We start from the raw sequence: 22,792 nt of genomic DNA on the forward strand, positions 1-22,792 counted from the left end.
GAGAGGTCATGAGGGCACTGACATGGCACGGTAAGCGGGACGTACGGGTCGACACCGTCCCCGATCCCGTCATCCAGGACCGTGACGACGTGATCGTGAAGATTACGACCACCGGCCTGTGCGGCTCCGACCTGCACCTCTACGAGGTGCTCGGCGCGTTCCTCGAACCGGGCGACATCCTCGGTCACGAGCCCATGGGCGTCGTGGAAGAGGTCGGACCGGACGTGAAGGAACTCAAGCCGGGCGACCGGGTGGTCGTCCCGTTCAACGTCTCGTGCGGTGCCTGCTTCATGTGCGGGCAGGGCCTGCACTCGCAGTGCGAGACGACGCAGGTCCACGAGCACGGCACCGGAGCCTCGCTCTTCGGGTACACCAAGCTCTACGGGCAGGTCCCGGGCGGACAGGCCGAGTACCTGCGCGTCCCGTTCGGGAACGCCCTGCCCATCAAGGTCCCCGACGGGCCGGCCGACGACCGCTTCGTCTACCTGTCCGACGTGCTGCCCACGGCATGGCAGGCCGTGGCGTACGCGGACGTCCCGCCGGGCGGCAGCGTCGCGGTCCTGGGATTGGGCCCCATCGGGGACATGAGCTGCCGCATCGCGGCCCATCGGGGCGCCGGCACGGTCATCGGCATCGACCTGGTGCCCGAACGCCTCGATCGCGCCCGCCGGCGCGGAGTTCACACCCTGGACCTGCGCACATGCGGGCCCGACGGTCTCGTGGAAGTCGTGCGGTCGCTGACCGAGGGACGCGGACCGGACGCCGTCATCGACGCGGTGGGCATGGAAGCCCACGGCAGTCGCGTCGCCGCCGCCGCGCAGGGCATGACCACGCTCCTGCCGGACGCCCTCGCCGCCGCCATGATGAAGCGCGCCGGGGTCGACCGCCTGTCCGCGCTCCGCACGGCCATCGACCTCGTCCGCCGGGGCGGCACGGTGTCCGTATCCGGTGTGTACGGCGGCGCGGCCGATCCGCTGCCCCTGCTGACCATGTTCGACAAGCAGATCCAGCTGCGGATGGGCCAGGCCAACGTCCACCGGTGGGTCGACGACATTCTGCCCCTCCTCATCGACGGCGACCCGCTGGGTGTGGACGACTTCGCCACCCACCGGCTGCCGCTGGAGGAGGCTCCGGACGCGTACGACATGTTCCAGAAGAAGCGGGACGGCGCCGTCAAGATCCTCTTCACTCCTTGACGGCCCCGGTGGGATCGCGGTCCGCCTCGGGATCGCCGGCGTCCCGCCAGCGCCCCCGTCCCGGTGACTGTGCCGACCGGGTGGCACGGCGCGGGGAAACGCGGAGCAGTCGGTGGCCCCACCGCGTGCCGGTGCCGATCACGGGGTACGCGTGTGTCGGGGTCCGGCGCGGGGCTTAGGCAGCTCGCGCGCCCCGAACGCGACAGGAACACCCCGAACGAAAGGGATCACCGTGGCAGAGAAGGAACACCGCAAGCCGACCCCGCCCTCCGAGGCGCCGGGGGAGAGCGGCGACCGCGCGGCCCGCCGTGAGGCGGAGGACGCCATCGTCCCCGGGAACGAAGACGGCGAGGCCGGTGACGCACTGAGCCCCAATACCGACGCCCAGCGCCGCACGGCCGAGCGGGGCGAGCGCGGCGAGCGGGGCGAGGGGGGCGGGCACGGCCAGGGGCACGGCAAGAAGCCGGCTCCATAGGCGCGCCGACGCCGCTTGGGGGGCCGAAGCCGACGGCCGATGGCCCCCAAGGGCGTCGAGCGGGGGAGCGGCCGGAGCCGCCCCGGCGGCGACGGCCAGCGTCACGTCCGCGTACCGACACACGTGCGGTGGGCCGTACGACTCTGAGCGCCCGAGCCGCCCGGCTGCCCTCAAGGTGAACGTCGTCCGCGCCCTTGTCACCACGACCCTTTCCGACCGCAGGCGTGCGCCGCCCTGCCGGGCCCCGCATGCCGGACCTGATGCAGGCTGCCAACCGGCCCGCGGCCCGCTCTGGCCTGAACCGCACGCCGCTCGACCCGGACGGCCGGCGTGCTCCAGCGGCGACGTGCTGTGCGCCCTCATGCGGCGCATCACTCCGGTGCTGGAGGAGACGGGTGACCTGCGCGAGGTGAGCGGCCTCGTCCAACGGCTCCTGCGGGAGGGGACCCCTGCCGACCGTCAGCGCCGGGCCGTGCCCGAAGGCGGGCTGCCCGCGCTGGTCGGCCTGGTCACGGACGTGGAGCGGACTGAGCACCCTCGGCCGCGGCGGCTTTGCTAGACGCGCTGGGCGCGGTGGAGGAGCGTTCGCAGACCGTGCGCGCGTAGGGCCGCGCGTGCGGCGTTCGCGCCCGGCGCGCCGTGCACGCCGCCGCCGGGGTGAGCGGCGGCGGAGGCGAGGTAGAGACCCTTGACGGGGGTCTCGGGCCGGCCGGTGCCCGGGGTGGGACGGAAGACCGCCTGTTGGTGCAGGGCGGCGGTGCCGTTGTTGATGGCGCCGTTGTAAAGGTTTTCGTCCAGGGCCTGGAGGGTGGTGGGGGCCAGGATCCGGCGGGCCCCGATCAGCGCGCGGAACCCCGGTGCGTACCGTTCCACCTGCGCTTCGATCCGGTCGGCCATGGCCTCCTGCTCCCGGGTGTCCCAGCGGCCGGTGATGCGGTCGGGGCCGGCGTCGGAGGCTATGTGCTGAGGGAGGTGGGTGTAGGCCCAGGCGGATTCGGTGCCTGTGGGTGAGCGGCTGGGGTCCGCGGTGGTCATCTGGCCGAACAGGGCGAACGGCTCGTCGGGGACGTGTCCCATGGCGATCTGCGAGGCGAAGCGGGTCAGACCGTCGATGCCGTCGGCCACGTGGACCGTGCCCGCCCCGGCGGCCTGGGGCGCCGTCCAGGGCACCGGGCCGGTCAGTGCCCAGTCGACCTTGAACGTGGCGAAGTCCCACTGGAAGCGTTCCAGGTCCCGCACGAGCCGGGCGGGCAGGTGCTCCTCGCCGACGAGCTCCCGGTACAGGGCCGGCGCCGACGTGTCGGCGAGTACGGCCCGGCGCGCGCCGACGGTTTCCCCGCCCGCCGTCCTGACCCCGACGGCGGCGCCGCCCCGGACGACGACGGATGCGACGCGTTCCCCGCAGCGCAGGACGCCGCCGCGGTTGCGCAGCCGTCGTACGAGGGCTTCGGTGAGGGCGCCGGCGCCGCCGACGGGGACCGGGAAGCCGTGGCTCTGGCCGAGCATCGACATCAGCCAGCCGAAGCCCCCGCTCCCGGCGGCCTCGGGGGCCAGGTCGGCGTGCAGGGCGTTGCCGGCCAGCAGCAGCCGCCCGCCGTCCCCGGCGAACTCCTCCTCGCCGAGGCGGCGCACGGGCAGGGCCAGCTTGCGGGCGAGTCGCAGGCCTCCCGCAGTGCGGAGTTTCGCCGCGAGGCGGAGCCCGGACCGTACCGGCGGGAACGGCGTGAAGAGTGCCTTCACCAGGTCCGGCCCGATGCGGGTCCACACGTCGTACAGGGCCCGCCAGGCGTCCGCGTCGGCCGCTGCGAACCCGGCCAGCCCAGCCGAGGTCTCCTCCACCCGGCGCTCCAGAACGGCGCACCGGCCGTCCCTGAGGGGGTGGGCGAGGACGCGTGGGGCGTGACTCCACCGCAGTCCCTGGGCGGCCAGGTCGAGCCCGGCGAGGACGGGGGAGGCGGCGGCCAGCGGGTAGAAGGCGCTGAAGACGTCCGAGACGTAGTCGGGGTGCACGCCGCGGTCGCTGCGTACGGCGCCGCCCGGCTCGGGCTGGGCCTCCAGGACCTCGACGCTCCAGCCCGCGTCGACCAGCAGGTTCGCGGCCACCAGCCCGTTGGGGCCGGCGCCGATCACCACCGCATCAGGCATGGTGCGCTCCGGTGCGTTCTCGTTCCACGACCTTGGCCAGCCGGGCGAGCATGCCCCGGTGGCGGATCTGCAGCAGTGCCTCGCTCACGGAGTTGTGCAGGGCGCCGCCGATGCCGCGCAGGGGGTGTTCGTCGCAGACCACGAGCGTTTCCTCGCCCCAGGGCCGGAGCTGGAGGAAGATCCGCGCGGTGCCCAGTCCCTTGGCCAGGGCCTCCAGCTCCAGTTCCCTGCCGGGCTCGTTGTGGCGGACGGTGGTCACGCTCTCCACCGTCCAGGGGCCCAGCCGCACCGTGTAGCGCAGGCGCGATCCGACGGTGGGCCAGTGCGCGTCGAGGGGTGTGGACTCCGAGGGGCCCACGACCCACTCCCCGTACCGGACCGGGTCGGCCAGTACGGCCCACACCTCGTGCGGGGAGCTGCGGATCAGCTGGTGACGAACGGCCATGGGGATCTCTCCTGCCGTGGGGGCACGGACGGGCTGGCGGGCGGACGAAGGGGATCGGTGACGTCTACTGGCCGGCGCTGGGGACGGCGAGGGGTTCGTCCGGAGCCGTCTTCCTGGCCGCTTCCATCTCCTCGCCCAGCTCGTTGAGGCGGTTGCGGCCCATGGCCTTGCGGACGTCCGGGAACCACTCCTTCTCCTCCTCCTCGACGTGGTGGCGCACGTTCTCCATCAGGACGGACATCTTGGCGTCGAAGCGCTCGTCCGCCGGGTCGAGGCCCTTGAGTTCGGACAGCATCCACAGCACGACGTGGTGCTCCTCGACGCTCTCCAGGACGTGGTCCTTGGTGTCCGGGGCGGCTTCCCGGGCAGCGGGGTAGAAGATCTTCTCCTCGATCCAGGTGTGGGTGGTGAGTTCCGCGATCACTTGATCGGCGATCTCACGCTTTTCGGCGTGCGCCGACTCACCCGCCTTCTCGAACCGCTTGAAGAGCTTCTCGACCGTCTTGTGGTCTTCCTTGAGCAGCACGATCCCGTCCACAGCGTTTCCTCATCGTCGGTCCGCCTGGAGGCGGCTGCTGCCGCCCCGCAGGCGTGTACCCCGACGATCCGGTGCCAGACGGAGGCGTGGCGCGATTAGCCCGGAATGACGAAGCGATCTGGTCCGTACGCCGGTGCCGCTGGTCGGTGGCCGCCCGTCAGTGCGCCGTGCTTTCCCCAGGGGGGTCCTGCGGGTCGACGCCGGTGACGGCCGACGCGTCCCGGGTGCCGCTGGGGCGCCGGGATCGGCCCTTGGGGCCGGTGTCGTGCATGCCGTCCTGGTGTCCGCCCTTGCTCTGCTCCTCACCGCGGTCGCTCGTGCTCTTCACCGGCCTGCCGTGCGGATTGCCCTCCTCTTCCTTGGACACCTTGCGGCCGGGGCCCTTCTCGGGTGCGTACTCGTCGGCATGGAACGAGCGGTGCGCGCTCGGGTTGTCCTGTTGACGGGTCGCGTCGACGTCGGGCGACCAGCCGTGCTGCTCGGTGCCCTGGTGCGGGCTGGGCCCTTCTCCGTGCCGCGGCTGGGACGGTTTCGGCTGCTTGGCCATGGCTTTACTCACCTCTCCGGCGTCGCGCTCCTGGCCCCCGCTTCTCCGTCTGGGGGAGAACCACTTCCAGCGTAGGCACGATCCCGCTCCGGCGCTCCGGCGTTCGGCGCTGGGGCCCGGCGCGGCCCCGCAGGTGTCCGCGGAGCTTCCCGGGGTAGCCACAGGGAGTGACACCGGTACGCGCCCGGGCTGCCTCCAGGGTCCGGCCGACCCCTGGGCAGCTGCGCGCCGCACACCCGGGAGGACGCATGACACACGCGACACACCGAAGGCCGCTGAACGGCCGCGTTGCCGTGGTGACCGGCGCCGCGCGAGGCCTGGGAGCCGCCCTGGCCCGGGAACTCGACCGACGGGGCGCGACGGTGGCCCTGCTGGGACTGGAACCGGAGCGGCTGGCCCGCATCGCCGGTTCGCTGCAGCACGAAGCCGCCTGGTGGGAGGCCGACGTCACCGACGACGCGGCGATGGCGGACACGGCGGCGCGCGTGGCCGCCCGGCTCGGGCCCCCCTCGGTGGTGATCGCCAACGCTGGTGTCGCCGAGGGCGGACCCTTTGCCGACTCCGACCCGGCCACCTGGCGGCGCGTCATCGAGGTCAACCTCATCGGCAGCGCCGTGACCGCCCGCTCCTTCCTCCCCGCGCTACTCACCACGGGCGGCCACTACCTCCAGATCACCTCGCTGGCCGCCATGGGCACTTCGCCGCTGATGAGCGCCTACTGCGCCTCCAAAGCAGGAGCCGAGGCCCTCGCCCACGCCCTGCGCGCCGAACTCGCCCCCGAGGGAGTCGGGGTCGGCATCGCCTACATCAACTGGATCGACACCGACATGACCCGCGACGCCGACCAGCACGCGGTCCTGCGCGAACTGCGTGCCCACATGCCCCGGCCCGCCCGCAAGGTCTACCCGGCCGACTACGTGGCCGCGCGTCTCGCCACCGCCGTCGAACGCCGCAGGGCCTCCGTCTACGTGCCCGCCTGGCTGCGGGCCGTCCAGCCGGTGCGGGCGTTCCTGCCGCCGGTCGTGACCCGTGTCGCGCTTACCGAGCTGCCGAGGCTCGCCCGGTCGGCTCCCTTCGAGGCCACGGGCATGCTGGGCGCCGGCGGCCGTGCGGACGAGGACGCCCGCGAGGGGCGGTAAGGCCACCCAGCCCGGACGCGCCGTCGTTTTCCACCGGCTCCGCCGGGCGGACGCGGCAGCATGGACCAGTCGAAGACCCCGGTACTCTTCACGCCAGCCGGGCACAAACAGGGCCGCGGCGCCGACTCCAGGGTGCGGGCCGTGCTCGGGGCCTAGCAGGCCACACAGCGGCCGCGCCCGCGTGCGGCCCGGCCGACAGAACGCGTGTCAAGTCCGGAACCCCCTGTCGGCCTCGAAGTCGGCCTGTCGGACGCCGCGCGGTGTTCTCCGTAGGCGAGGTCAGGATCGGCATGCACGGCCGGGCTTACCTCCCACAGATCGCCCGCGTCGGGTGGGGCCCGCCGCGAAGTCGCTCTTCGCGGCGAGCCCGGGACCTCGGGTCTCGTGGGGTCAGGCGTGGCGGTGCGAGCGCCGGTTGCCGGCGACGAGGCGGTAGAGGGCCAGGAGGATGACGGAGCCGATGATGGCGGCTATCCAGGTGGAGAGGTCGAAGAAGCCGTCGATGGAGTCGACTCCGAATATGACCTTGCCGAGCCAGCCGCCCAGCAGCCCGCCGGCGATGCCGATGAGCATGGTGATGATGATGCCACCCGGGTCCTTGCCCGGCATCAGGGCCTTCGCGATGAGGCCGGCGAACAACCCGATGAGGATCCAAGCGATGATGCCCATGATGCATCTCCTACCTCGTAGTACAAACCTCCTGTCAGTTCATCGTCTGCACCGTCGGAGCGGCCTTCAAACGTCTGGATCCGTCATCCTCGGGCCCCTGCCTTCGGCCCTGTGCGGTCTCGCGGGGGTGATCAAGGAGCGCTGGGGTAGGCGCCTGACGTGATCACCGTGGGCGTGGAAGAAGAGTATTTGCTGGTGGATCCCGCCACGGGTGTGCCGGCGCCGCTCGTGGAGGACGTGAGCCGCACGGCCGGTCTCGGGGCGTTCGCCGAGCGGGACGAGGTGCAGGACGAGCTGCTGCAGGCGCAGATCGAGGTGGCCACTCCCGTGTGCTGGAGCCTTGAGGAGGTCGGCGGCCATCTGTTGCGCCTGCGGCACGCCCTCGCCTCCGCCGCCGAGGCGAACGGCTGTCGGATCGCGGCCACCGGCGCGGCCCCGCTGCGCGGGGCGATGCCGGTGCCGGTGACTCCGACGCCGCGCTATCTGCGGATGGAGGCCGAGGCCCGGCAGCTGGTCGACGAGCAGCTGATCTGCGGCATGCACGTCCACGTAGGTGTTCCCGACCCGGAGACGGGTGTGGCCGTACTGAACCGGATCCGGCCGTGGCTCCCGGCGCTGTTGGCCATGTCGGTCAACTCGCCGTTGTGGGACGGGAGGGACACCGGCTTCGCGAGCTGGCGCACCATCGTGTTCGGACGGTGGCCCGTCAGTGGTCCGCCACCGCACTTCGACGGGTACTCCGACTACGAACGGCGCTTGGAAGCACTGGTGGCCTCAGGTGTGATCGCCGACAGGGCCCAGACCTACTGGCAGGCGCGGCTGTCCGACCGCTACCCCACCGTCGAGGTGCGGTGTCTGGACGTCCAGCTCCGGGCCGACGACGCCGTCATGCTCGCGGGCATCGTCCGGGCGCTGGTTGCCACCGCGATCGCCGAGGAGAAGGCCGGCGCGGCACTGGCCCCGTGCGAGCCAGAGATCCTGCACGCCGCCAACTGGCACGCAGCACGGCACGGGCTGAACGGCACCCTGGTGGGTCGGGACGGCCTCCCTCGCAGCAGCGGGGACGCGTTGTGCTCCTTGTTCCGCCACATCAGTCCAGCGCTGGAGGAATCCGGTGACCTCCGTGAGGTGAGTGCACTCCTCCACCGGATGCTCCGCGAAGGAACCCCGGCCGACCGTCAGCGCCGAGCGCTGGCCGGGGGCGGGCTCCCGGGACTGATCGACCTGATCATCGGTACCACCACGTCCGACTGAGGTCCGGGCCTGTGCAGGCTCCGCAGGCATGCGGGTGGCCGGACTCAGGACGGGGGGGGCGCCGGAGGTAGCGTCGACGGGCCGGTGACACAACGTGACGGCTTGAGGGGAGCTTCAGCGGGCAGGAGCTCAGCATGTCGATCGCCGGCTACGGACCGGCCCAGGAGCGAAGAGATGCTGCATGTGATCGAAACCCCTCCACACAGTAGCGAGGCCCGGCAGTGCCACCGCTGCGGCCCTGCCGGGGAAGCAGGTGCCCTGTGTGCGGCTTGAGCGGGGAGGTGAGATTCGACGGCGGACGGCCCGACCTCGCCGCGGTCGAGCGCATGACCGACGTTCTGGAGCCCCGGGGTCCCGACGGGCGGGGCGCATGGTCGCAAGGGGCAGTGGCCCTGGGGCACCGACGCCTTAAGATCATCGACTTGTCCGAGCGCGGTGCCCAGCCGATGACCGACCCGGAGCTGGGTCTTACCGCCGTCTTCAACGGTTGCGTGTACAACTTCCGCGAGCTGCGTGCCCGCCTGGAGGGGCTGGGTCACCGCTTCTCCTCGCAGTCCGACACCGAGGTGGTCGTCAAGGCGTACGCGGAGTGGGGGCAGAGTTGTGTCGATCGCCTCGTCGGCATGTTCGCCTTCGCCCTCGTGGAGCACCGCACCGGACGCGTCGTGCTGGTGCGTGACCGGCTGGGCATCAAGCCCCTCTACGTCACCCAGGACGCCCACCGCCTTCGGTTCGCGTCCTCCCTGCCGGCGCTGCTTGCGGGCGGCGGGGTCGACACCTCCCTCGACCCGGTGGCGCTCCACCAGTACCTCAGCTGGCACGGCACGGTTCCGGCTCCCCGGACCGTCCTGGCCGGTGTCCGCAAGATCCCGCCCGCCACCGTCCGCGTCGTCGAGCCGGACGGCACACACCGGGACCACTGCTACTGGCAGCCGTCCTACACCCGCCGCTCCGACCTCGGTGAGGACCAGGCGCTGTGGCGGGAAGCGATCCACGAAGCGCTGCGCACGGCGGTGCGCAGGCGCACCGTCGCCGACGTCCCCGTCGGCGTGCTCCTGTCGGGCGGCCTGGATTCCAGCCTGATCGTGGCCCTGATGGCAGAGGAGGGCCAGGAGGGCCTCGCGACCTACGCCATGGGTTTCGAGGCGGAGAACGGTGAGGACGGCGACGAATTCCGGTACTCGAACCTGGTCGCGGGCACCTTCGCGACCGACCACCACCAGTTCCTCATCCCCTCCGACCGGCTTCCGTCCGCTCTGGAAGCCGCGATCGGCGCCATGAGCGAGCCGATGGTCAGCCACGACGCCGTGGCGTTCCACATGCTGTCGGAGCAGGTGGCGAAAGACGTCAAGGTGGTGCTGTGCGGCCAGGGCGCGGACGAGGTGTTCGCCGGCTACCACTGGTACCCGCAGATCGCCTCCGCCGCTCGCCACGACGCGCCCGCCGCGTACGCCGACGCGTATTTCGACCGGCCGCACAACGACCTGACCGCCATGCTGGACCCGGGCGCCGGGACGAGCCACGACATCTCGCGGGAGTTCGTCCGCGCCCACATGGCAGCCCCCGGAGCCGAGACCGCCCTCGACGCGGCCCTCCGGATGGACGTCCACGCGCTCATGGCCGACGACCCGGTCAAGCGCGTCGACAACATGACGATGGCGTGGGGTCTTGAGGCGAGGGTGCCCTTCCTGGACCACGAGCTCGTCGAGCTGGCCGCCGCCTGCCCGCCGCAGCTGAAGCTCGCGCAGGGTGGCAAGGCCGTGCTCAAGGACATCGGACGCAAGATCCTTCCCGCGGAGGTGGTGGACCGACCCAAGGGCTACTTCCCGGTACCGGCGGTCCGCCACATGGCCGGACCGGTGCTGGCCCGGGTGCAGGAGGCCCTGACCGCCCCGGAATCCCGCCGACGCGGGATCTTCGACCAGCATCTGGTGACCGAGATGCTGGCGGCACCCAACCTCCACCGCACCCACCGCGGAGCCAACACCCTGTGGCAGGTGGCCTCGCTGGAGATCTGGCTTCAGGCCCACGGCGTGCGCTGAACGCCGGGCGGCACTACAGAGCGGCGTACGACACGGAAGGCGGACATGCTCTCGGATCGCCCCCTGACCACACGCGCGGCCCCAGCCCTGCCCACGACCGGGACCGGCCCCGATCCCATGCCGGCCCCCGTGCCGGTACGGATGCCCGACCAGGGCGGAGGAGATCCCCCGACCCTGCTCGCCGCGCACGGATGCTGGTACCCCTCGGCGGACCCCACGGGCGAGCACGTGGCCTTCATCTGCGACCGCGCCGGGGTTCCGCAGTTGTGGAGCGGTCCGGCCAGGGGGACGGAGGTACACGTCCTCGACGGCAGCCCCGACCCCGTGACCGAGGTGTCCTGGTCCCCGGACGGGCGCTGGATCGCCTACACCTCGGCGCCGGGCGGTGGGGAACACACCCGGGTATGGGTGGTGCGCCCCGACGGCACCGGCCGTCGGGTCCTGGCCGGCGCCGGATCAGGCGGTTCCGCCCACCTCGGATGCTGGACACGGGACGGCTCCGCCCTGGCCGTGACCGTCGCCCAGCCCTCGGTGACGGGCGCCGAGCACCGAGGGCCCGGCCACACGCCGCCGGACGCCGTCGAGGCGGCGGTGGTGGACCGGTCGGCCCTCGAGCCCGGATGGGCCGGACGCGACGGACCGGCAACACTGTTCGGCGCGCCGGCGGGGGACCTCGGCGTGTGGCGCGGCAGCGGCCTCGCGGCCTACCTGGTCGACCCGGACGGGGTGAACGCCCCCGCACTCCTGTTCGCCGAGGAGGGCGCTGCTTCCCTGCGCGTGTGCGACGTCAGCGCGCGCGGCCGGCTGGCGCTGATCCGCCGGGGGCCGCGGGGTCGGCGGGAGGCGCTCGTGCTCGACACGGCGTCTGGTGGCACCGTCCACTCGTCCCCTGTGGCCGACGGGGACCCGTGGATCGGGCGGTTCTCCGCGGACGCGCAGACCCTGTGGCTGCGCAGCGACGCGGACCGGGAGTTCGCCGCCCTGCTCCGGACCGACTTGGACAGTTACGGAGCGTGCCGTGACGTCACTGTCGCGGCCGACCGCGAGGGGGCCGGGCTCGACCTGCTCAGCATGCCCGACCACGGCAGCTGGGCCGCCCTCGCCTGGAACGTGCAGGGGGCCTCTGAGCTCGACATCGTAGGCCTTGCCGAGGCGGACCCGGCCCACCAGGGTCCTGGACCACTTCACCGGCCGGTTCTGCCGCACGAGGTGGTGACCCGCATCGCGCCCGTGGGCCGAGGGGGGCTGTTCGCCGCACTGTCGGGTTCGCGTCGCCGTCCCGGGATCTGGTCGCTGGCGGACGGCCGCGCACCGGTGCGCACCCCCTGGTCAACCCGGGACGAGGATGCGGTCCCTCCCGGCAGGCCCCCCGTACGCCCCGTCCCCCTGCGCTGCCGGGCCCGGGACGGGCTGCTGCTCGGAGGCTGGTACTACAGGGCCCCGGACCGGGACCCGGGCCGCCCCGCCCCGTGTGTGATTCACCTCCACGGAGGCCCGGAGGAACAGGAACGACCGGTCTTCAACCCGCTCTACCACGAGCTGCTCGGGCGGGGCCTGGACGTCTTCGCCCCCGATGTGCGCGGCTCGTCCGGCTGGGGGCGGTCCTTCGTGGACGCCGACCTCGGCACCGGCCGGTTCGCGGCCATCGACGACGTCGCCGACTGCGCGGCGCACGCCGTGGAACTCGGGTACGCCGACCCGCTGCGGCTGGGCGTCATGGGCCGCTCGTACGGCGGTTATCTCACCATGGCCGCCCTGGTGTGGCATCCGGACCTCTTCCGCGCCGGAGTGGCCGTGTGCGGGATGTCGGACTTCGCCACCTTCTTCACCGGCACGGAGCCCTGGATCGCGCAGTCCGCCGCGGCCAAGTACGGACACCCCGAACACGATCGCGACCTGCTGCGAGCCCTGTCCCCGATGAGCCGCATCGACCGGCTGCGCGCTCCCGTCCTCACCGTCCACGGCGAGCACGACACCAACGTTCCGCCGACCGAATCGGAGCGGTTCGTCCGTGCGGCACGTGAGCGGGGAGTGATGGCGCAGCAACTGGTCCTTCGCGACGAGGGCCACGAATTCCTGCGGGCGGACAACCGGAAGCTTTACAGGCGAGCTGCCGCGGACTGGCTGGAGGGCCACCTCGGCGCGATCCCGGCGCGACGCCCCCTCGGGCGGTAACACGTTGTCGCACAGGGGACCGGGGTGACCGGGTTGCCCCTCACCGGTATACGGGCCGAGTGTCCGACGTCCCGTCACCGGATGGCCGCAGTGTGCGGACGCAGGTTCCCAGCGGCCCCGCTCCACCGGGCGCCGGCGACGACGGAGGCGGGAAGAACGAGGGGGGCGGCCCCCGCGGTGGCGTCTGGGGGGACGCAGGTGCAACGTCCCGCACTACCTGCGGTCCGGAGTCGAGGCGGGCCGGGTCGTACCGGATGCGGTCGACACGAGCCTCAGGGTGCTCCGCGAGGACTGTTCCTCCGGCGACGTACTCCGTTGCGGGGTGACGGCGTCGAGAGCGGTCGCGCCGGTGCGGGAACGTCGGCAGCGGCCCCCACCATGGCGGCATGACCCTCATCGAGCTGCGGGACGCGGACGCGGTCGACGGGTTTCTTTTCCAGAGTGGGACCGTCCTGCTGTTCGTCGGCTCCAGCCGGTCCGACCCGGCGGCCGCGGTGCTTGCATCGCTCTGTGCGCTCGCTCCCGCCGGAAGAGCCGCGAGGACGGAACCGGGCGCCGGGGACGCCGAAATGCGGGTCCGGGGGTTCCTTACCCGTTTTCCCTTGACGGATCGGGCGTTGCTGGTCCTCATGCACGGGTCGACAGTTCTCGACGTGCTGCGCAGCACGGACGTCGAGGCGCACGGATCGCGGTGGGCCGCAGGCCACTACGCGGAGCGGTTCCTCACCCGGCTGGCGGACGACTGACGCGACGTCTTCTCCGCCCGTCCGCTCCGGGCGGACCGTCATTCCGGTCCGGCCGGCCTCGGCCGTTCCTGGTGCGGGGCTGGCCCGTGCTGCACAGAATGAACCGGCCAGGACGCTCCGTCCTGCGCCGCCCGTTCGACGCGAGGAGCAGACGTGGCCGCACATCCGCTGCCGGACGCCCGAGCTCACGAGATCCGAATCGCTTCGGTGCCTGCGGGCCACGTCTACGTCCGGCACTGCTCCGCGCCGGTATCCGACGGAGTCAGGCGTCTGAAGGACCCCCGGCCCAACGGCGCGCCCAGCACGTCGCAGCGCTGGTGGCCGCCGGTCATGCTGGACCCGCGGTGGGTGAGTGCCCACCACGAGGAATTCGACGTCTTCCACCTGCACTTCGGGTTCGATGCGCAGAGCCCCGCGCAGCTCACGGACCTCGTCGACACCCTGAAGCGGCATGGCAAGCCCCTGGTCTACACCGTGCATGACCTGCGCAACCCCCACCAGCCGGATCCCGCCGCCCACGCTGCCGCGCTCGACGTCGTCGTTCCCGCCGCCGACCAGCTGATCACCCTGACATCGGGAGCAGCCCGGCGCATCCGCAGCCGCTGGAACCGGACGGCGACCGTCCTGCCCCATCCGCACGTGGTGGACCTGCCCCTCCTGGGCCGGGCCAGGCCCCACCGCGACCGGTTCCGGGTCGGGGTGCACGCCAAGAGCCTGCGCCCCAACATGTCCGTCCTTCCCGTCGTAAGGGTCCTCGCGGACGTGGTCGGCGAACTCCCCGACGCCGAACTGCTGGTCAACATCCACCGTGAGGTGGCCGATCCCGCCACCCCGGGTCACGCGCCGCACGTGATGCAGGCGCTGGAGGAACTCGCAGACCGTGGCCTTCTCGAGCTCACGGTGCACGACTACTTCGACGACGGGCAGCTCTGGGACTACCTCGCCTCGCTGGACCTGTCGGTGCTGCCCTATCTCTTCGGCACCCACTCCGGCTGGCTCGAGGCGTGCCACGACCTGGGCACCGCTGTCGCCGCCCCCGACTGCGGCTTCTATGCCGAGCAGCGCCCGTGCCTGACGTACGGACACAGCCAGCAGGGGGGTCTGGACGAGGAATCGCTGCGCGAGGCGGTGCGGACGGCTTACGAGGAAAGGCCGGCGCCCCGGGCCACGACGACGCACCGCGCCCGGGAGCGGGTGGAACTCGCCGCCGCCCACCGCGCTCTGTACGCGAGCGTCCTGCAGTGAGCAGCCTGCGGATTGCCCTCATCGCGTCCGCGCGCTTTCCGATCGCGGAGCCGTTCGCAGGAGGCCTGGAAGCGCACACCTGGGCACTCGCGCACGCGCTCCACCGCCGTGGCCACCGCGTCCAGCTGTTCGCCGCACCCGGTTCCGACCCGGCGCTCGGAGCGCGGGAGCTGCCCGTGAGCACGGTGATACTGAGCGCCGCGGCCCGTTCGGACAGCAGCATGCCCCGCGGTACTTGGATGCAGGAGCACCACGCGTATCTCCGACTGATGCTGGACCTGGCGCGGCACGGTGAGCACCGGTTCGACATCGTGCACAACAACAGCCTGCACTACCTTCCCATCGCGATGGCGTCGGCCCTGCGCGTGCCGGTCATCACCACCCTCCACACCCCGCCCACCCCGTGGCTGGAGTCCGCCATCCAGACCCATGAGGCCTGTCCGGTGACCTTCACCGCCGTCAGCGAATTCACCGCCTCCGCGTGGAAGGCCACCGTGCCCGCCGCGCGTGTCGTGCACAACGGGATCGACACCGACTTCTGGCGCCCGGGTCCGGGCGGAGACGGCCTGGTGTGGTCAGGCCGCCTGGTCCGCGAAAAGGGGCCCCATCTGGCGATCCAGGCCGCCCGGACCGCCCGCGTGCCCTTGAAACTGGCGGGGCCGGTCGCCGACCGGTCGTACTTCGAGGAACAGGTCGAGCCCCTGCTCGGGGACGACGCGCAGTACGTCGGCCATCTGGACCGGCGGCGGCTCGTGGAGCTGCTGGGGGCAGCCGGAGCCGCGCTCGTGACGCCCAGCTGGGACGAACCGTACGGCCTGGTGGTGGCCGAGGCGCTGGCCTGCGGCACACCGGTATGCGGATTCGACCGGGGCGCCCTCGCGGAGATCCTCACCTCGGACTGCGGCGTACTGGCTCCTGCCGGGGACGTGGAGGCACTGGCACGACTCATCCCCGTGGCCATGGGCCTCGACCGGCGGGCCGCCCGCCGGCGGGCGGAACGGTTCTGCTCCCTCGACCGTACGGCTGACGCCTACACCGCCTTGTACGAAGAGGTCATGCGGTGATCGGCTACTACGTCCACCACCAGGGGCGCGGCCATCTGCACCGTGCCGTGGCCATCGCCGCCCACATCCGGGGCCCGGTCACCGTCCTGTCCTCCTTGTCCCGCCCCACGAGCTGGACGAGGCCGTGGATCGTCCTGCCCGCGGACTCCGTCGACGCTCCCACCGACCCCACGGCCGGGGGACGGTTGCACTGGGTGCCACTCCACCATGCGGGCCACCGCGAGCGGATGGGGATCATCGCCGAGTGGATTCGCCGGGAGGAGCCCCGGCTGTTCGTCAGTGACGTTTCCGTCGAGGCCGCCACCCTGGCCCGCCTCATGGGGACCCCGGTCGTCGTCGCAGCCATGCGCGGCGACCGGAGGGACCAAGCCCACCGCCTCGCCTACGACCTCGCGGACGCCCTCCTCGCGCCCTGGCCACAGTCCTGCCCCGAACCGGGCTGGCCGCTCCACTGGCAGGCCAAGACGCTGCACACCGGAAGCATTTCCCGCTACGACGGCCGTTCCCGTCCCGCCCCCGGCAGCGGCTGCGATGCCTCCGGCAGGGAAGCGGTGGTGATGCTGGGCGGCGGCGGCACGGACCTCAGCAACGCACAGCTCCGGGAAGCGGCTCGGGCCACCCCGGGCTGGACGTGGACCATCCTCGGCGGACCCGGAGCCGACTGGATCGAGGACCCCTGGCCGGTGCTGTGCCGAGCGGACGTGGTCGTCACCCACGCGGGACAGAATGCCATCGCGGAGTGCGCCGCCGCCCGCGTTCCCACCGTCGTCATCCCCCAGGACCGGCCGCACGGAGAGCAGCACGCCACCGGCCGGGCGCTGCGACGAGCGGAACTGGCGACCGTACGGGACGCGTGGCCCGAGCCGCACGAATGGCCCGGGCTGCTGGCGGCGGCTGCGGCCCGGCAGGATCGTTGGGAGCTCTGGTCACGCGGCGACGGCGCCCAACAGGCGGCGTGCCTGCTGACCGGACTCGCTCTCGGAACGCCCGGGCGGCCCGCGTGCGCACCGCGGTGATCTCGCTCGCTGCGGGCAGGCACCCGCACCTGCTCATGCAGCAGGACGGCCTCGCCCACAGCGCCCGCGCAGCCGACCACTATGTGATCGTGTCCATGGCCGATCCGGCGATCGAGAACCTCACCGCGAGGCGGGAACCGGCCGCGGACGTCATCATGCTCCTCCTGAAAGACGGGCGTCTGCCGCTGGCCGCTGCCCGCAACGCCGGCGCAGCCCGAGCACTCGCCGCCGGCGCGGACCTGCTGGTCTTCCTCGACGCGGACTGCATCCCCGGCCCCACCCTCCTGGACGGCTATGAACGCGTCGCCCAGGACGACGTCCTGCTGTGCGGCACCGTGGCCTACCTGCCGCCACCGCCCCCGGGCGGCTACGCCCTCGACGGGCTCGCCGACCTGGCCCCGCCACACGCCGCCCGCCCCGCGCCTGCCGACGGCGAGGTTCTGCGCGGGGGCGATCACCAGCTCTTCTGGTCGTTGTCGTTCGCCCTCACGGCCGGCACCTGGAACCGCATCGGCGGCTTCCACGAGACGTACACCGGCTACGGGGGCGAGGACACCGACTTCGCTTCGACCGCAGCCCAACGCGACGTGGACCTGTGGTGGGTCGGCGGGGCCCCCGCCTACCACCAGCACCATCCGACCGACCACCCTCCGGTCCAGCACATCGACGACATCCTCCGCAACGGCGCGCTCTACAAGGAACGTTGGGGCAACTGGCCGATGCAAGGATGGTTGCGCGCGTTCGAGGCACGGGGGCTGGTCCAGTACGTTCCCGCCACCGACACCTGGTGCAGGAGATAAAGGGCCCCACCGGTGGACACCTGAGCTCGGTGCGACGGAAGCGGACCGCCACCCTGGTGCCCGCCCGCCGCAGACGTCGCCGCCCGTAGCGGCCCGGCCGGTTGTGGTGGACATCGGCGTTGTAGTGCGTGCGTTCGACGGCGGCCGGGACCACGGCCAGAACACGCTCCAGGCACTGCTGACACGGGCCGTACCTGAATACACGCGGCGTCCCGCCGGTAGCGCGGCCGTGGCCCTCGCGTTCGCGGGCGGCTTCGGACTGACCGAGGAATGGGGTGTGCGGCTGGAGGCGTCCTGTCGTTTCAATCGGCTACCGCGTACGGTGCAGGTGGAAGGCGGTTTGTGCGGATGGACAGCAGGGCCGGAGGTCTGTATGGAGTCGCCGAAGGTGACAGTTCGTTCCGAGGCGGACGGTGTGTACGTCGTGGGCTGCGCCGGGGAGTTTGATCAGGACACGGTCGGTGTGCTGCGGGCCGCCTGCGAGCGAGAGGCTGCCGACGCGAAGCTGTTGGTGCTCGACATCCGGAACGTGGTCTTTGCCGACTCGTCGTTCCTCAACACCATGCTCGGTCTGCGTAATACCCGCCCGCTGGTCCTTGAGGGCCCGCTGCCGGACCAGCTGCACCGTCTGCTCGAGCTGACCGGCGCACTTGCCCTGTTCCGGATGCGCGACGATGGCGGCGACAGCGCGCAGGCCGGCTGACCGGAGGGCTAAAGGTGACCTACCGCCTCGGTGGTGAGGGTGGCGGTGACGGTCTTGCCGTCGGGATGGATGTGCACGTCGGTCGTGGCGAGCTGGTTGACCAGCCGCCAGCCGAAGCCGCCGGGCACCTCCGGCGCCCATGGCGGGATCCGGGGCGGGGAGGGCGAGCCGTCGGAGACCTCGATGGTGACGGTGCCGGAGCGGACAGTGATCCGGAAGGCGGTGGCGCCCCCGGCATGGCGGCTGGCGTTGGAGACCAGCTCACTCACCACCGTCAGCACATCGTCTACCCCGGCCGGATCAGGCTTCAGACCGGCCAGGATGTCGCGGGCGGTCTCCCGGGCCTCCGCGCAACTGAAACCCGCCCCGCCAGGGGCCGGCAGGGACCGGGAAGACACCGTCTCTTCCATACGATGCGCTTTCCCTCGCTTCTGTCCGGTATGCGACCCGTTCATATTGGCGTCTACCCCTGCACAGCCCCATGTGGAGGTTCGCTCCATGCCGCAAGACGCCGGGGCCACACCAAGCTGCAGCCGTCAGGTTAACCCTGATGGGCCAGTGTGTGTAGGGAGCACCCTTGGCCGGGTCGCGTAGCGGCAATCGCAGCGAGACGCGATCTGCGGATCACTCTGGGATGGTCGAACCAGCTTCCCTGAGCGGGGAAGACAGGGGCCCAGCATTCCGCCACGGACTGCGCGTTGGTGCGGACGAGCAAGCTCCCGGAGCCGCCCGCGCGGGTCGGAACCGCGGGCTGTTGGTCGGCTCTCGCGTACCCGCGATGGACGGGACGACGCGGCGTGTGGGCCGTCGGAGGCCGGGCAGGCGCATGCCAGGAGGTGGAGGTGGCATATGCCCGTGTGGGAAACGCTGTGGAGATCGGTGCGGGAAGCGGCTCTGTATGTGTGGCGGGGGGCCCGCAGTCCCGGCGGTGAGCGCGACGACCTGGTGCTGGGCGCGAAGACGGTGGTCGCGGCGATGACCGCATGGGTGCTGGCGCGCTACCTCCTGCCGCCGACGGTGTCCACGTTCGCTCCGTTCACCGCGCTGGTGGCGCTCCAGGCCACGGTGTACCGGTCGTTGCGGGACTGCGCGCAGTACCTGTTCGCGATGACGGCCGGGGCGGCCCTGGCCGCGACCCTGGCGGCCGCTATCGGAATCCACTGGTGGTCCTTCGGACTGCTGACGCTCCTGGCCCTCGTGGTCGGACGGTCGCGTCCGCTGGGCGAACATGGCACGCAGGTCGCCATCGTCGGATTCTTCGCCTTCTCCTCCGGTCAGGGTCGGATCGACTACATCGGCCCTCTCGTCGCATCCGTAGGCATCGGCGTCGCTTGCGGGGTCGCCGCGCACCTCGCTCTCGCGCCCGCCCGGCACACCCTCCGTCGGCAGGAAGCGGTCGCCGACCTCTTCAGCGGCATCGAACGGCGTCTGCGGGAACTGGCCGACACCTTCGACACGGACACCCCCGACGCAGACGGGATACAGCAGCTGCGCACCGACTGGCGCGGTCTGTCGGCAGACGCCGACCGCATCCGGCAGGCCGTCGACGCCGAGGTGGAGAACAGCCGCCTCAACCCGCGGCGCAGCATCGAGGACGCTCGTCGGGCCCTCATGCGGGCGCGTGCGGCGCTCGATGTCGCCCAACGCTGTCTGGACCACCTCCGCTCGGCCAGCCGCAGCCTCGATTACGCTCTTTCCAGCGGCGAGTACGAGGCCCTGTCGCCCTCCTTCCGTGCCGCCCATACGGCGCTGTTGCGCACTGCTGCCGCAGCGCTGGACGACATCGGCAGAAAGGCGCGCACTGACCCCGCCCTTCTGCGTGAAACCCTCGACCGTGCGCACGCCGAACTGGAGCAGGCCCATGAGCGGGCCTTGGGCTCCGCGCATCGCCAGGCAGCCGTGTCGGCGCTGGAGGGTACCCTCCTGACCGACGCGAGCCGTCTGCTGGAAGACCTGGACCACGGGTTCCGCACGATGGACCAGACCGCTTGAGCGTGCCGGCTCCAGGACGCCGAACCTGGCGGGCCCTACCGCCCTCCGCCATGGCGGCCTGTTCTGAGATCCGCGTGCCGATCGAAGTACCCGCTGCTGGCGCGCACGCTGTGTTCGCGTTGCCTCATCGTGTGAGGAACCACCCCGCGGACACCGCTACCCCAGCTGTCGAGAGCGACAGCCCCACCAGGCGCAGGCGCAGGGCGGCGTAGCGCCGGCCGTACTCGTCGCGCAGTTCCCGCGCCCGGTCGGCGGTTTCGGTGAGCATCTGCCGTCGCAAGTGGAGGTGGGCCCGCGCGAAGTGGCGTGCCACTTCGGCCTGTTCGTCGGGCCCCAGCCAGCTGAGCCGGCCGGCGAAGGCGCAGCCGGCCTCGGCGCCCTCACGCCGAAGCCGCTCGCTCAGAAGGTAGCCCTCCAGTCGTGCAAGGCCCGCGTCGGTTTCCGTCCGTACGGCTCGCCGCGAACGGAGGATCGCGCGGCCCACCTGCCCGGTCCGCCCTTCGCGGCCGGACCGCCCCGCTCTGGGCACGTTCAGACGCTCCGTCCGGCGTCGGGTCCTTCGTGGGTGGCTGCTCCGGTCTGGTCGAGGACGTCGCGCTTGTCATCCTTGCCGACGTCCAGGGCTGCGATCTCGGGGTGGTGGAGGTCGAAGGCGGGTGATTCCGAACGGACGCGTGGCAGGGTGACGAAGTTGTGTCGCGGTGGCGGACAGGAAGTCGCCCATTCCAGGGACCGACCGAAGCCCCACGGGTCGTCGACGGTCACGCGGGGGGCGTACTGAGCGGTCTTCCACACGTTGTAGAGGAAGGGCAGGGTGGAGGCGCCGAGGAGGAACGCGCCGATCGAGGAGAAGGTGTTCAGGCCCGTGAAGCCGTCGGCGGCGAGGTAGTCGGCGTAACGCCGCGGCATGCCCTCGGCGCCCAGCCAGTGCTGAACGAGGAAGGTCATGTGGAAGCCGATGAACAGGGTCCAGAAGTGGATCTTTCCGAGGCGTTCGTCGAGCATGGTGCCGGTCATCTTCGGCCACCAGAAGTAGAAGCCGGCGAACATGGCGAAGACGACCGTGCCGAAGACGACGTAGTGGAAGTGGGCCACGACGAAGTAGGAGTCCGTGACGTGAAAGTCCATCGGGGGCGAGGCCAGGATGATCCCCGTCAGCCCCCCGAAGAGGAAGGTCACCAGGAATCCGATGGCCCACAGCATCGGTGTCTCGAATGAGATGGAGCCCTTCCACATGGTGCCGATCCAGTTGAAGAACTTCACCCCTGTCGGCACCGCGATCAGGAACGTCAGGAAGGAGAAGAACGGCAACAGCACGGCGCCGGTGGCGAACATGTGGTGGGCCCACACGGTCAGCGAGAGGCCCGCGATCGCGATGGTCGCCGCGACCAGACCGAGGTAGCCGAAGATCGGCTTGCGGGAGAACACCGGGAAGATCTCGGTGACGATCCCGAAGAACGGCAGCGCGATGATGTAGACCTCCGGATGCCCGAAGAACCAGAACAGGTGCTGCCACAGGAGGGCCCCGCCGTTCTGCGGGTTGAAGACCTGGGCGCCGAACCTGCGGTCCGCCTCCAGCACCAGCAGAGCCGCCGCCAGGACGGGGAACGCGAACAGCACCAGTACCGAGGTCAGCAGGATATTCCAGGTGAAGATCGGCATCCGGAACATCGTCATGCCGGGCATGCGCATACAGATGATGGTGGTGACGAAGTTGACCGAGCCGAGGATCGTCCCGAAACCGGACAGCGCCAGCCCCATGACCCACATGTCTCCGCCGACGGATGGGGTGCGTGTCGAACTGCTCAAGGGCGTGTAGGCGGTCCAGCCGAAGTCCGCGGCGCCGTTCGGGGTGAGCAGGCTGCCCACGACGATCAGGGCCCCGAAGAGGAAGAGCCAGAACGACAGCATGTTCAGCCGGGGGAACGCCACGTCCGGTGCGCCGATCTGAAGCGGCATGATCGCGTTGGCGAATCCGGCGAAGGTCGGGGTCGCGAAGAACAGCAGCATGATCGTGCCGTGCAGGGTGAAGATCTGGTTGTACTGCTCGTTGGAGACGATCTGCATCCCCGGCCGCGCGAGCTCCGCCCGCAGCAGCAGCGCCAGTACCCCGCCGACGACGAAGAAGCCGAACGAGGCGATCAGGTACAGATGCCCGATCTTCTTGTGATCCGTCGTCGTCAGCCACGACACGATCGCTCGCCCGGGCGTGCGCCCCGGCGTCAGCACGGAAGCGATCTCATCGGACGTTGTCACCATGGCAGGCCCCTACGCAACAGACTAGTGAGACGGCGTGCCGGTACCTCGCGAACAGGACTTCACACGCTGATTCTGTCTACCGCGAATGGCACCGCGTGCGCCGCTGACCCGCAGGCTCGTACAGGTGAAGGCCGTGCACGGGCCGGTCCGCTGCGGTCGATCGGCCCGCTCCAGGTCTCGGCCATCCGCACGGACCGCATGGCAGGCATCGCCGTACGTGGGGGCAAACCCGATGCTCGCGACCTCCTCACGGTCCCGCGCCAAGGCGAATGGCCGGGGGCACCGCTGCTCCCACTTGACCATCGCCGTCGGTCTGGGACGGTCAAGCGGGAGCAGGCATGT

Annotated in this window: 22 protein-coding genes; 14 read left to right on the forward strand and 8 right to left on the reverse strand. The window is 71.3% G+C overall.

Annotated features, from left to right (window positions below):
• Positions 1-8 precede the first annotated feature (8 nt).
• The 3 genes from ACGFZK_RS06585 (at position 9) to ACGFZK_RS06595 (ending at position 2,230) form a co-directional block, all read left to right on the forward strand.
• On the forward strand, positions 9-1,196 hold the full coding sequence (locus tag ACGFZK_RS06585; protein ID WP_393847709.1) for a zinc-dependent alcohol dehydrogenase: 1,188 nt from the start codon (positions 9-11) through the stop codon (positions 1,194-1,196).
• Positions 1,197-1,428: 232 nt separating this feature from the next.
• Positions 1,429-1,671, forward strand: a complete 243-nt coding sequence (locus ACGFZK_RS06590) for a hypothetical protein (RefSeq protein WP_393847710.1) — start codon at positions 1,429-1,431, stop codon at positions 1,669-1,671.
• Positions 1,672-2,032: 361 nt separating this feature from the next.
• Positions 2,033-2,230, forward strand: a complete 198-nt coding sequence (locus tag ACGFZK_RS06595) for a hypothetical protein (protein WP_393847711.1) — start codon at positions 2,033-2,035, stop codon at positions 2,228-2,230.
• On the opposite strand, the gene ACGFZK_RS06600 is transcribed toward ACGFZK_RS06595, so the two are convergent.
• From ACGFZK_RS06600 to ACGFZK_RS06615, 4 genes are all read right to left on the reverse strand, one after another.
• Positions 2,227-3,816: a phytoene desaturase family protein gene (locus tag ACGFZK_RS06600; RefSeq protein WP_393847712.1), complete on the reverse strand. Its 1,590-nt coding sequence runs from the start codon at positions 3,814-3,816 to the stop codon at positions 2,227-2,229. The two genes, ACGFZK_RS06595 and ACGFZK_RS06600, sit on opposite strands and share 4 nt — an antisense overlap.
• On the reverse strand, positions 3,809-4,261 hold the full coding sequence (locus tag ACGFZK_RS06605) for an SRPBCC family protein (protein ID WP_393847713.1): 453 nt from the start codon (positions 4,259-4,261) through the stop codon (positions 3,809-3,811). Before ACGFZK_RS06605 ends, ACGFZK_RS06600 begins: the two co-directional genes overlap by 8 nt.
• 64 nt (positions 4,262-4,325) lie before the next feature.
• Positions 4,326-4,799: a hemerythrin domain-containing protein gene (locus ACGFZK_RS06610; RefSeq protein WP_393847714.1), complete on the reverse strand. Its 474-nt coding sequence runs from the start codon at positions 4,797-4,799 to the stop codon at positions 4,326-4,328.
• 157 nt (positions 4,800-4,956) lie between these two features.
• Positions 4,957-5,346, reverse strand: a complete 390-nt coding sequence (locus ACGFZK_RS06615; protein ID WP_393847715.1) for a hypothetical protein — start codon at positions 5,344-5,346, stop codon at positions 4,957-4,959.
• Between the two features lie 248 nt (positions 5,347-5,594).
• Here ACGFZK_RS06615 and ACGFZK_RS06620 point away from each other — a divergent pair, with 248 nt between their 5' ends.
• Positions 5,595-6,485, forward strand: coding sequence for an SDR family oxidoreductase (locus tag ACGFZK_RS06620; RefSeq protein WP_393847716.1), 891 nt, complete (start codon positions 5,595-5,597; stop codon positions 6,483-6,485).
• Positions 6,486-6,875: 390 nt separating this feature from the next.
• Here the strand turns inward: ACGFZK_RS06620 and ACGFZK_RS06625 are convergent, their stop codons facing one another.
• Positions 6,876-7,154 carry a GlsB/YeaQ/YmgE family stress response membrane protein gene (locus ACGFZK_RS06625; protein ID WP_393847717.1) on the reverse strand — a complete coding sequence of 93 codons (279 nt, stop codon included), beginning with the start codon at positions 7,152-7,154 and terminating at the stop codon, positions 6,876-6,878.
• Between the two features lie 159 nt (positions 7,155-7,313).
• Here ACGFZK_RS06625 and ACGFZK_RS06630 point away from each other — a divergent pair, with 159 nt between their 5' ends.
• The 9 genes from ACGFZK_RS06630 (at position 7,314) to ACGFZK_RS06670 (ending at position 18,199) form a co-directional block, all read left to right on the forward strand.
• Positions 7,314-8,408, forward strand: coding sequence for a glutamate--cysteine ligase (locus ACGFZK_RS06630; protein WP_393847718.1), 1,095 nt, complete (start codon positions 7,314-7,316; stop codon positions 8,406-8,408).
• Positions 8,409-8,668: 260 nt separating this feature from the next.
• Complete coding sequence (locus tag ACGFZK_RS06635) at positions 8,669-10,450, forward strand: N-acetylglutaminylglutamine amidotransferase (protein WP_393847719.1); 1,782 nt, start codon at positions 8,669-8,671, stop codon at positions 10,448-10,450.
• 45 nt (positions 10,451-10,495) lie between these two features.
• Entirely contained in the window at positions 10,496-12,625 is a 2,130-nt protein-coding gene (locus ACGFZK_RS06640; RefSeq protein WP_393847720.1) for a S9 family peptidase, read from the forward strand.
• A 386-nt stretch (positions 12,626-13,011) separates the two neighbouring features.
• Complete coding sequence (locus ACGFZK_RS06645; protein ID WP_393847721.1) at positions 13,012-13,371, forward strand: hypothetical protein; 360 nt, start codon at positions 13,012-13,014, stop codon at positions 13,369-13,371.
• 153 nt (positions 13,372-13,524) lie between these two features.
• Positions 13,525-14,616 carry a glycosyltransferase family 1 protein gene (locus ACGFZK_RS06650; RefSeq protein WP_393847722.1) on the forward strand — a complete coding sequence of 364 codons (1,092 nt, stop codon included), beginning with the start codon at positions 13,525-13,527 and terminating at the stop codon, positions 14,614-14,616.
• Positions 14,613-15,680, forward strand: a complete 1,068-nt coding sequence (locus ACGFZK_RS06655) for a glycosyltransferase (RefSeq protein ID WP_393847723.1) — start codon at positions 14,613-14,615, stop codon at positions 15,678-15,680. Before ACGFZK_RS06650 ends, ACGFZK_RS06655 begins: the two co-directional genes overlap by 4 nt.
• Positions 15,677-16,696 (forward strand): glycosyltransferase, encoded by a 1,020-nt coding sequence (locus ACGFZK_RS06660; RefSeq protein ID WP_393847724.1) that lies wholly within the window; start codon positions 15,677-15,679, stop codon positions 16,694-16,696. Before ACGFZK_RS06655 ends, ACGFZK_RS06660 begins: the two co-directional genes overlap by 4 nt.
• Positions 16,681-17,496, forward strand: coding sequence for a galactosyltransferase-related protein (locus ACGFZK_RS06665; protein ID WP_393847725.1), 816 nt, complete (start codon positions 16,681-16,683; stop codon positions 17,494-17,496). Before ACGFZK_RS06660 ends, ACGFZK_RS06665 begins: the two co-directional genes overlap by 16 nt.
• A 124-nt stretch (positions 17,497-17,620) precedes the next feature.
• Positions 17,621-18,199 (forward strand): STAS domain-containing protein, encoded by a 579-nt coding sequence (locus ACGFZK_RS06670; RefSeq protein ID WP_393847726.1) that lies wholly within the window; start codon positions 17,621-17,623, stop codon positions 18,197-18,199.
• Between the two features lie 8 nt (positions 18,200-18,207).
• Here the strand turns inward: ACGFZK_RS06670 and ACGFZK_RS06675 are convergent, their stop codons facing one another.
• Positions 18,208-18,597 carry an ATP-binding protein gene (locus ACGFZK_RS06675; RefSeq protein WP_393847727.1) on the reverse strand — a complete coding sequence of 130 codons (390 nt, stop codon included), beginning with the start codon at positions 18,595-18,597 and terminating at the stop codon, positions 18,208-18,210.
• 457 nt (positions 18,598-19,054) lie between these two features.
• Between ACGFZK_RS06675 and ACGFZK_RS06680 the strand changes: the two genes are divergently transcribed.
• A complete protein-coding gene (locus tag ACGFZK_RS06680) occupies positions 19,055-20,191 on the forward strand; it encodes an aromatic acid exporter family protein (protein ID WP_393847728.1) in 1,137 nt (378 codons plus the stop codon).
• Between the two features lie 124 nt (positions 20,192-20,315).
• On the opposite strand, the gene ACGFZK_RS06685 is transcribed toward ACGFZK_RS06680, so the two are convergent.
• Complete coding sequence (locus ACGFZK_RS06685) at positions 20,316-20,720, reverse strand: hypothetical protein (protein WP_393847729.1); 405 nt, start codon at positions 20,718-20,720, stop codon at positions 20,316-20,318.
• Positions 20,721-20,722: 2 nt separating this feature from the next.
• The gene (gene ctaD / locus ACGFZK_RS06690) at positions 20,723-22,450 is read right to left on the reverse strand and encodes a cytochrome c oxidase subunit I (protein WP_393847730.1); all 1,728 of its coding nucleotides are present in this window, start codon (positions 22,448-22,450) and stop codon (positions 20,723-20,725) included.
• Positions 22,451-22,792 lie beyond the last annotated feature (342 nt).

The organism is Streptomyces sp. NPDC048257 (assembly GCF_043201855.1).
GTDB lineage: Bacteria > Actinomycetota > Actinomycetes > Streptomycetales > Streptomycetaceae > Streptomyces.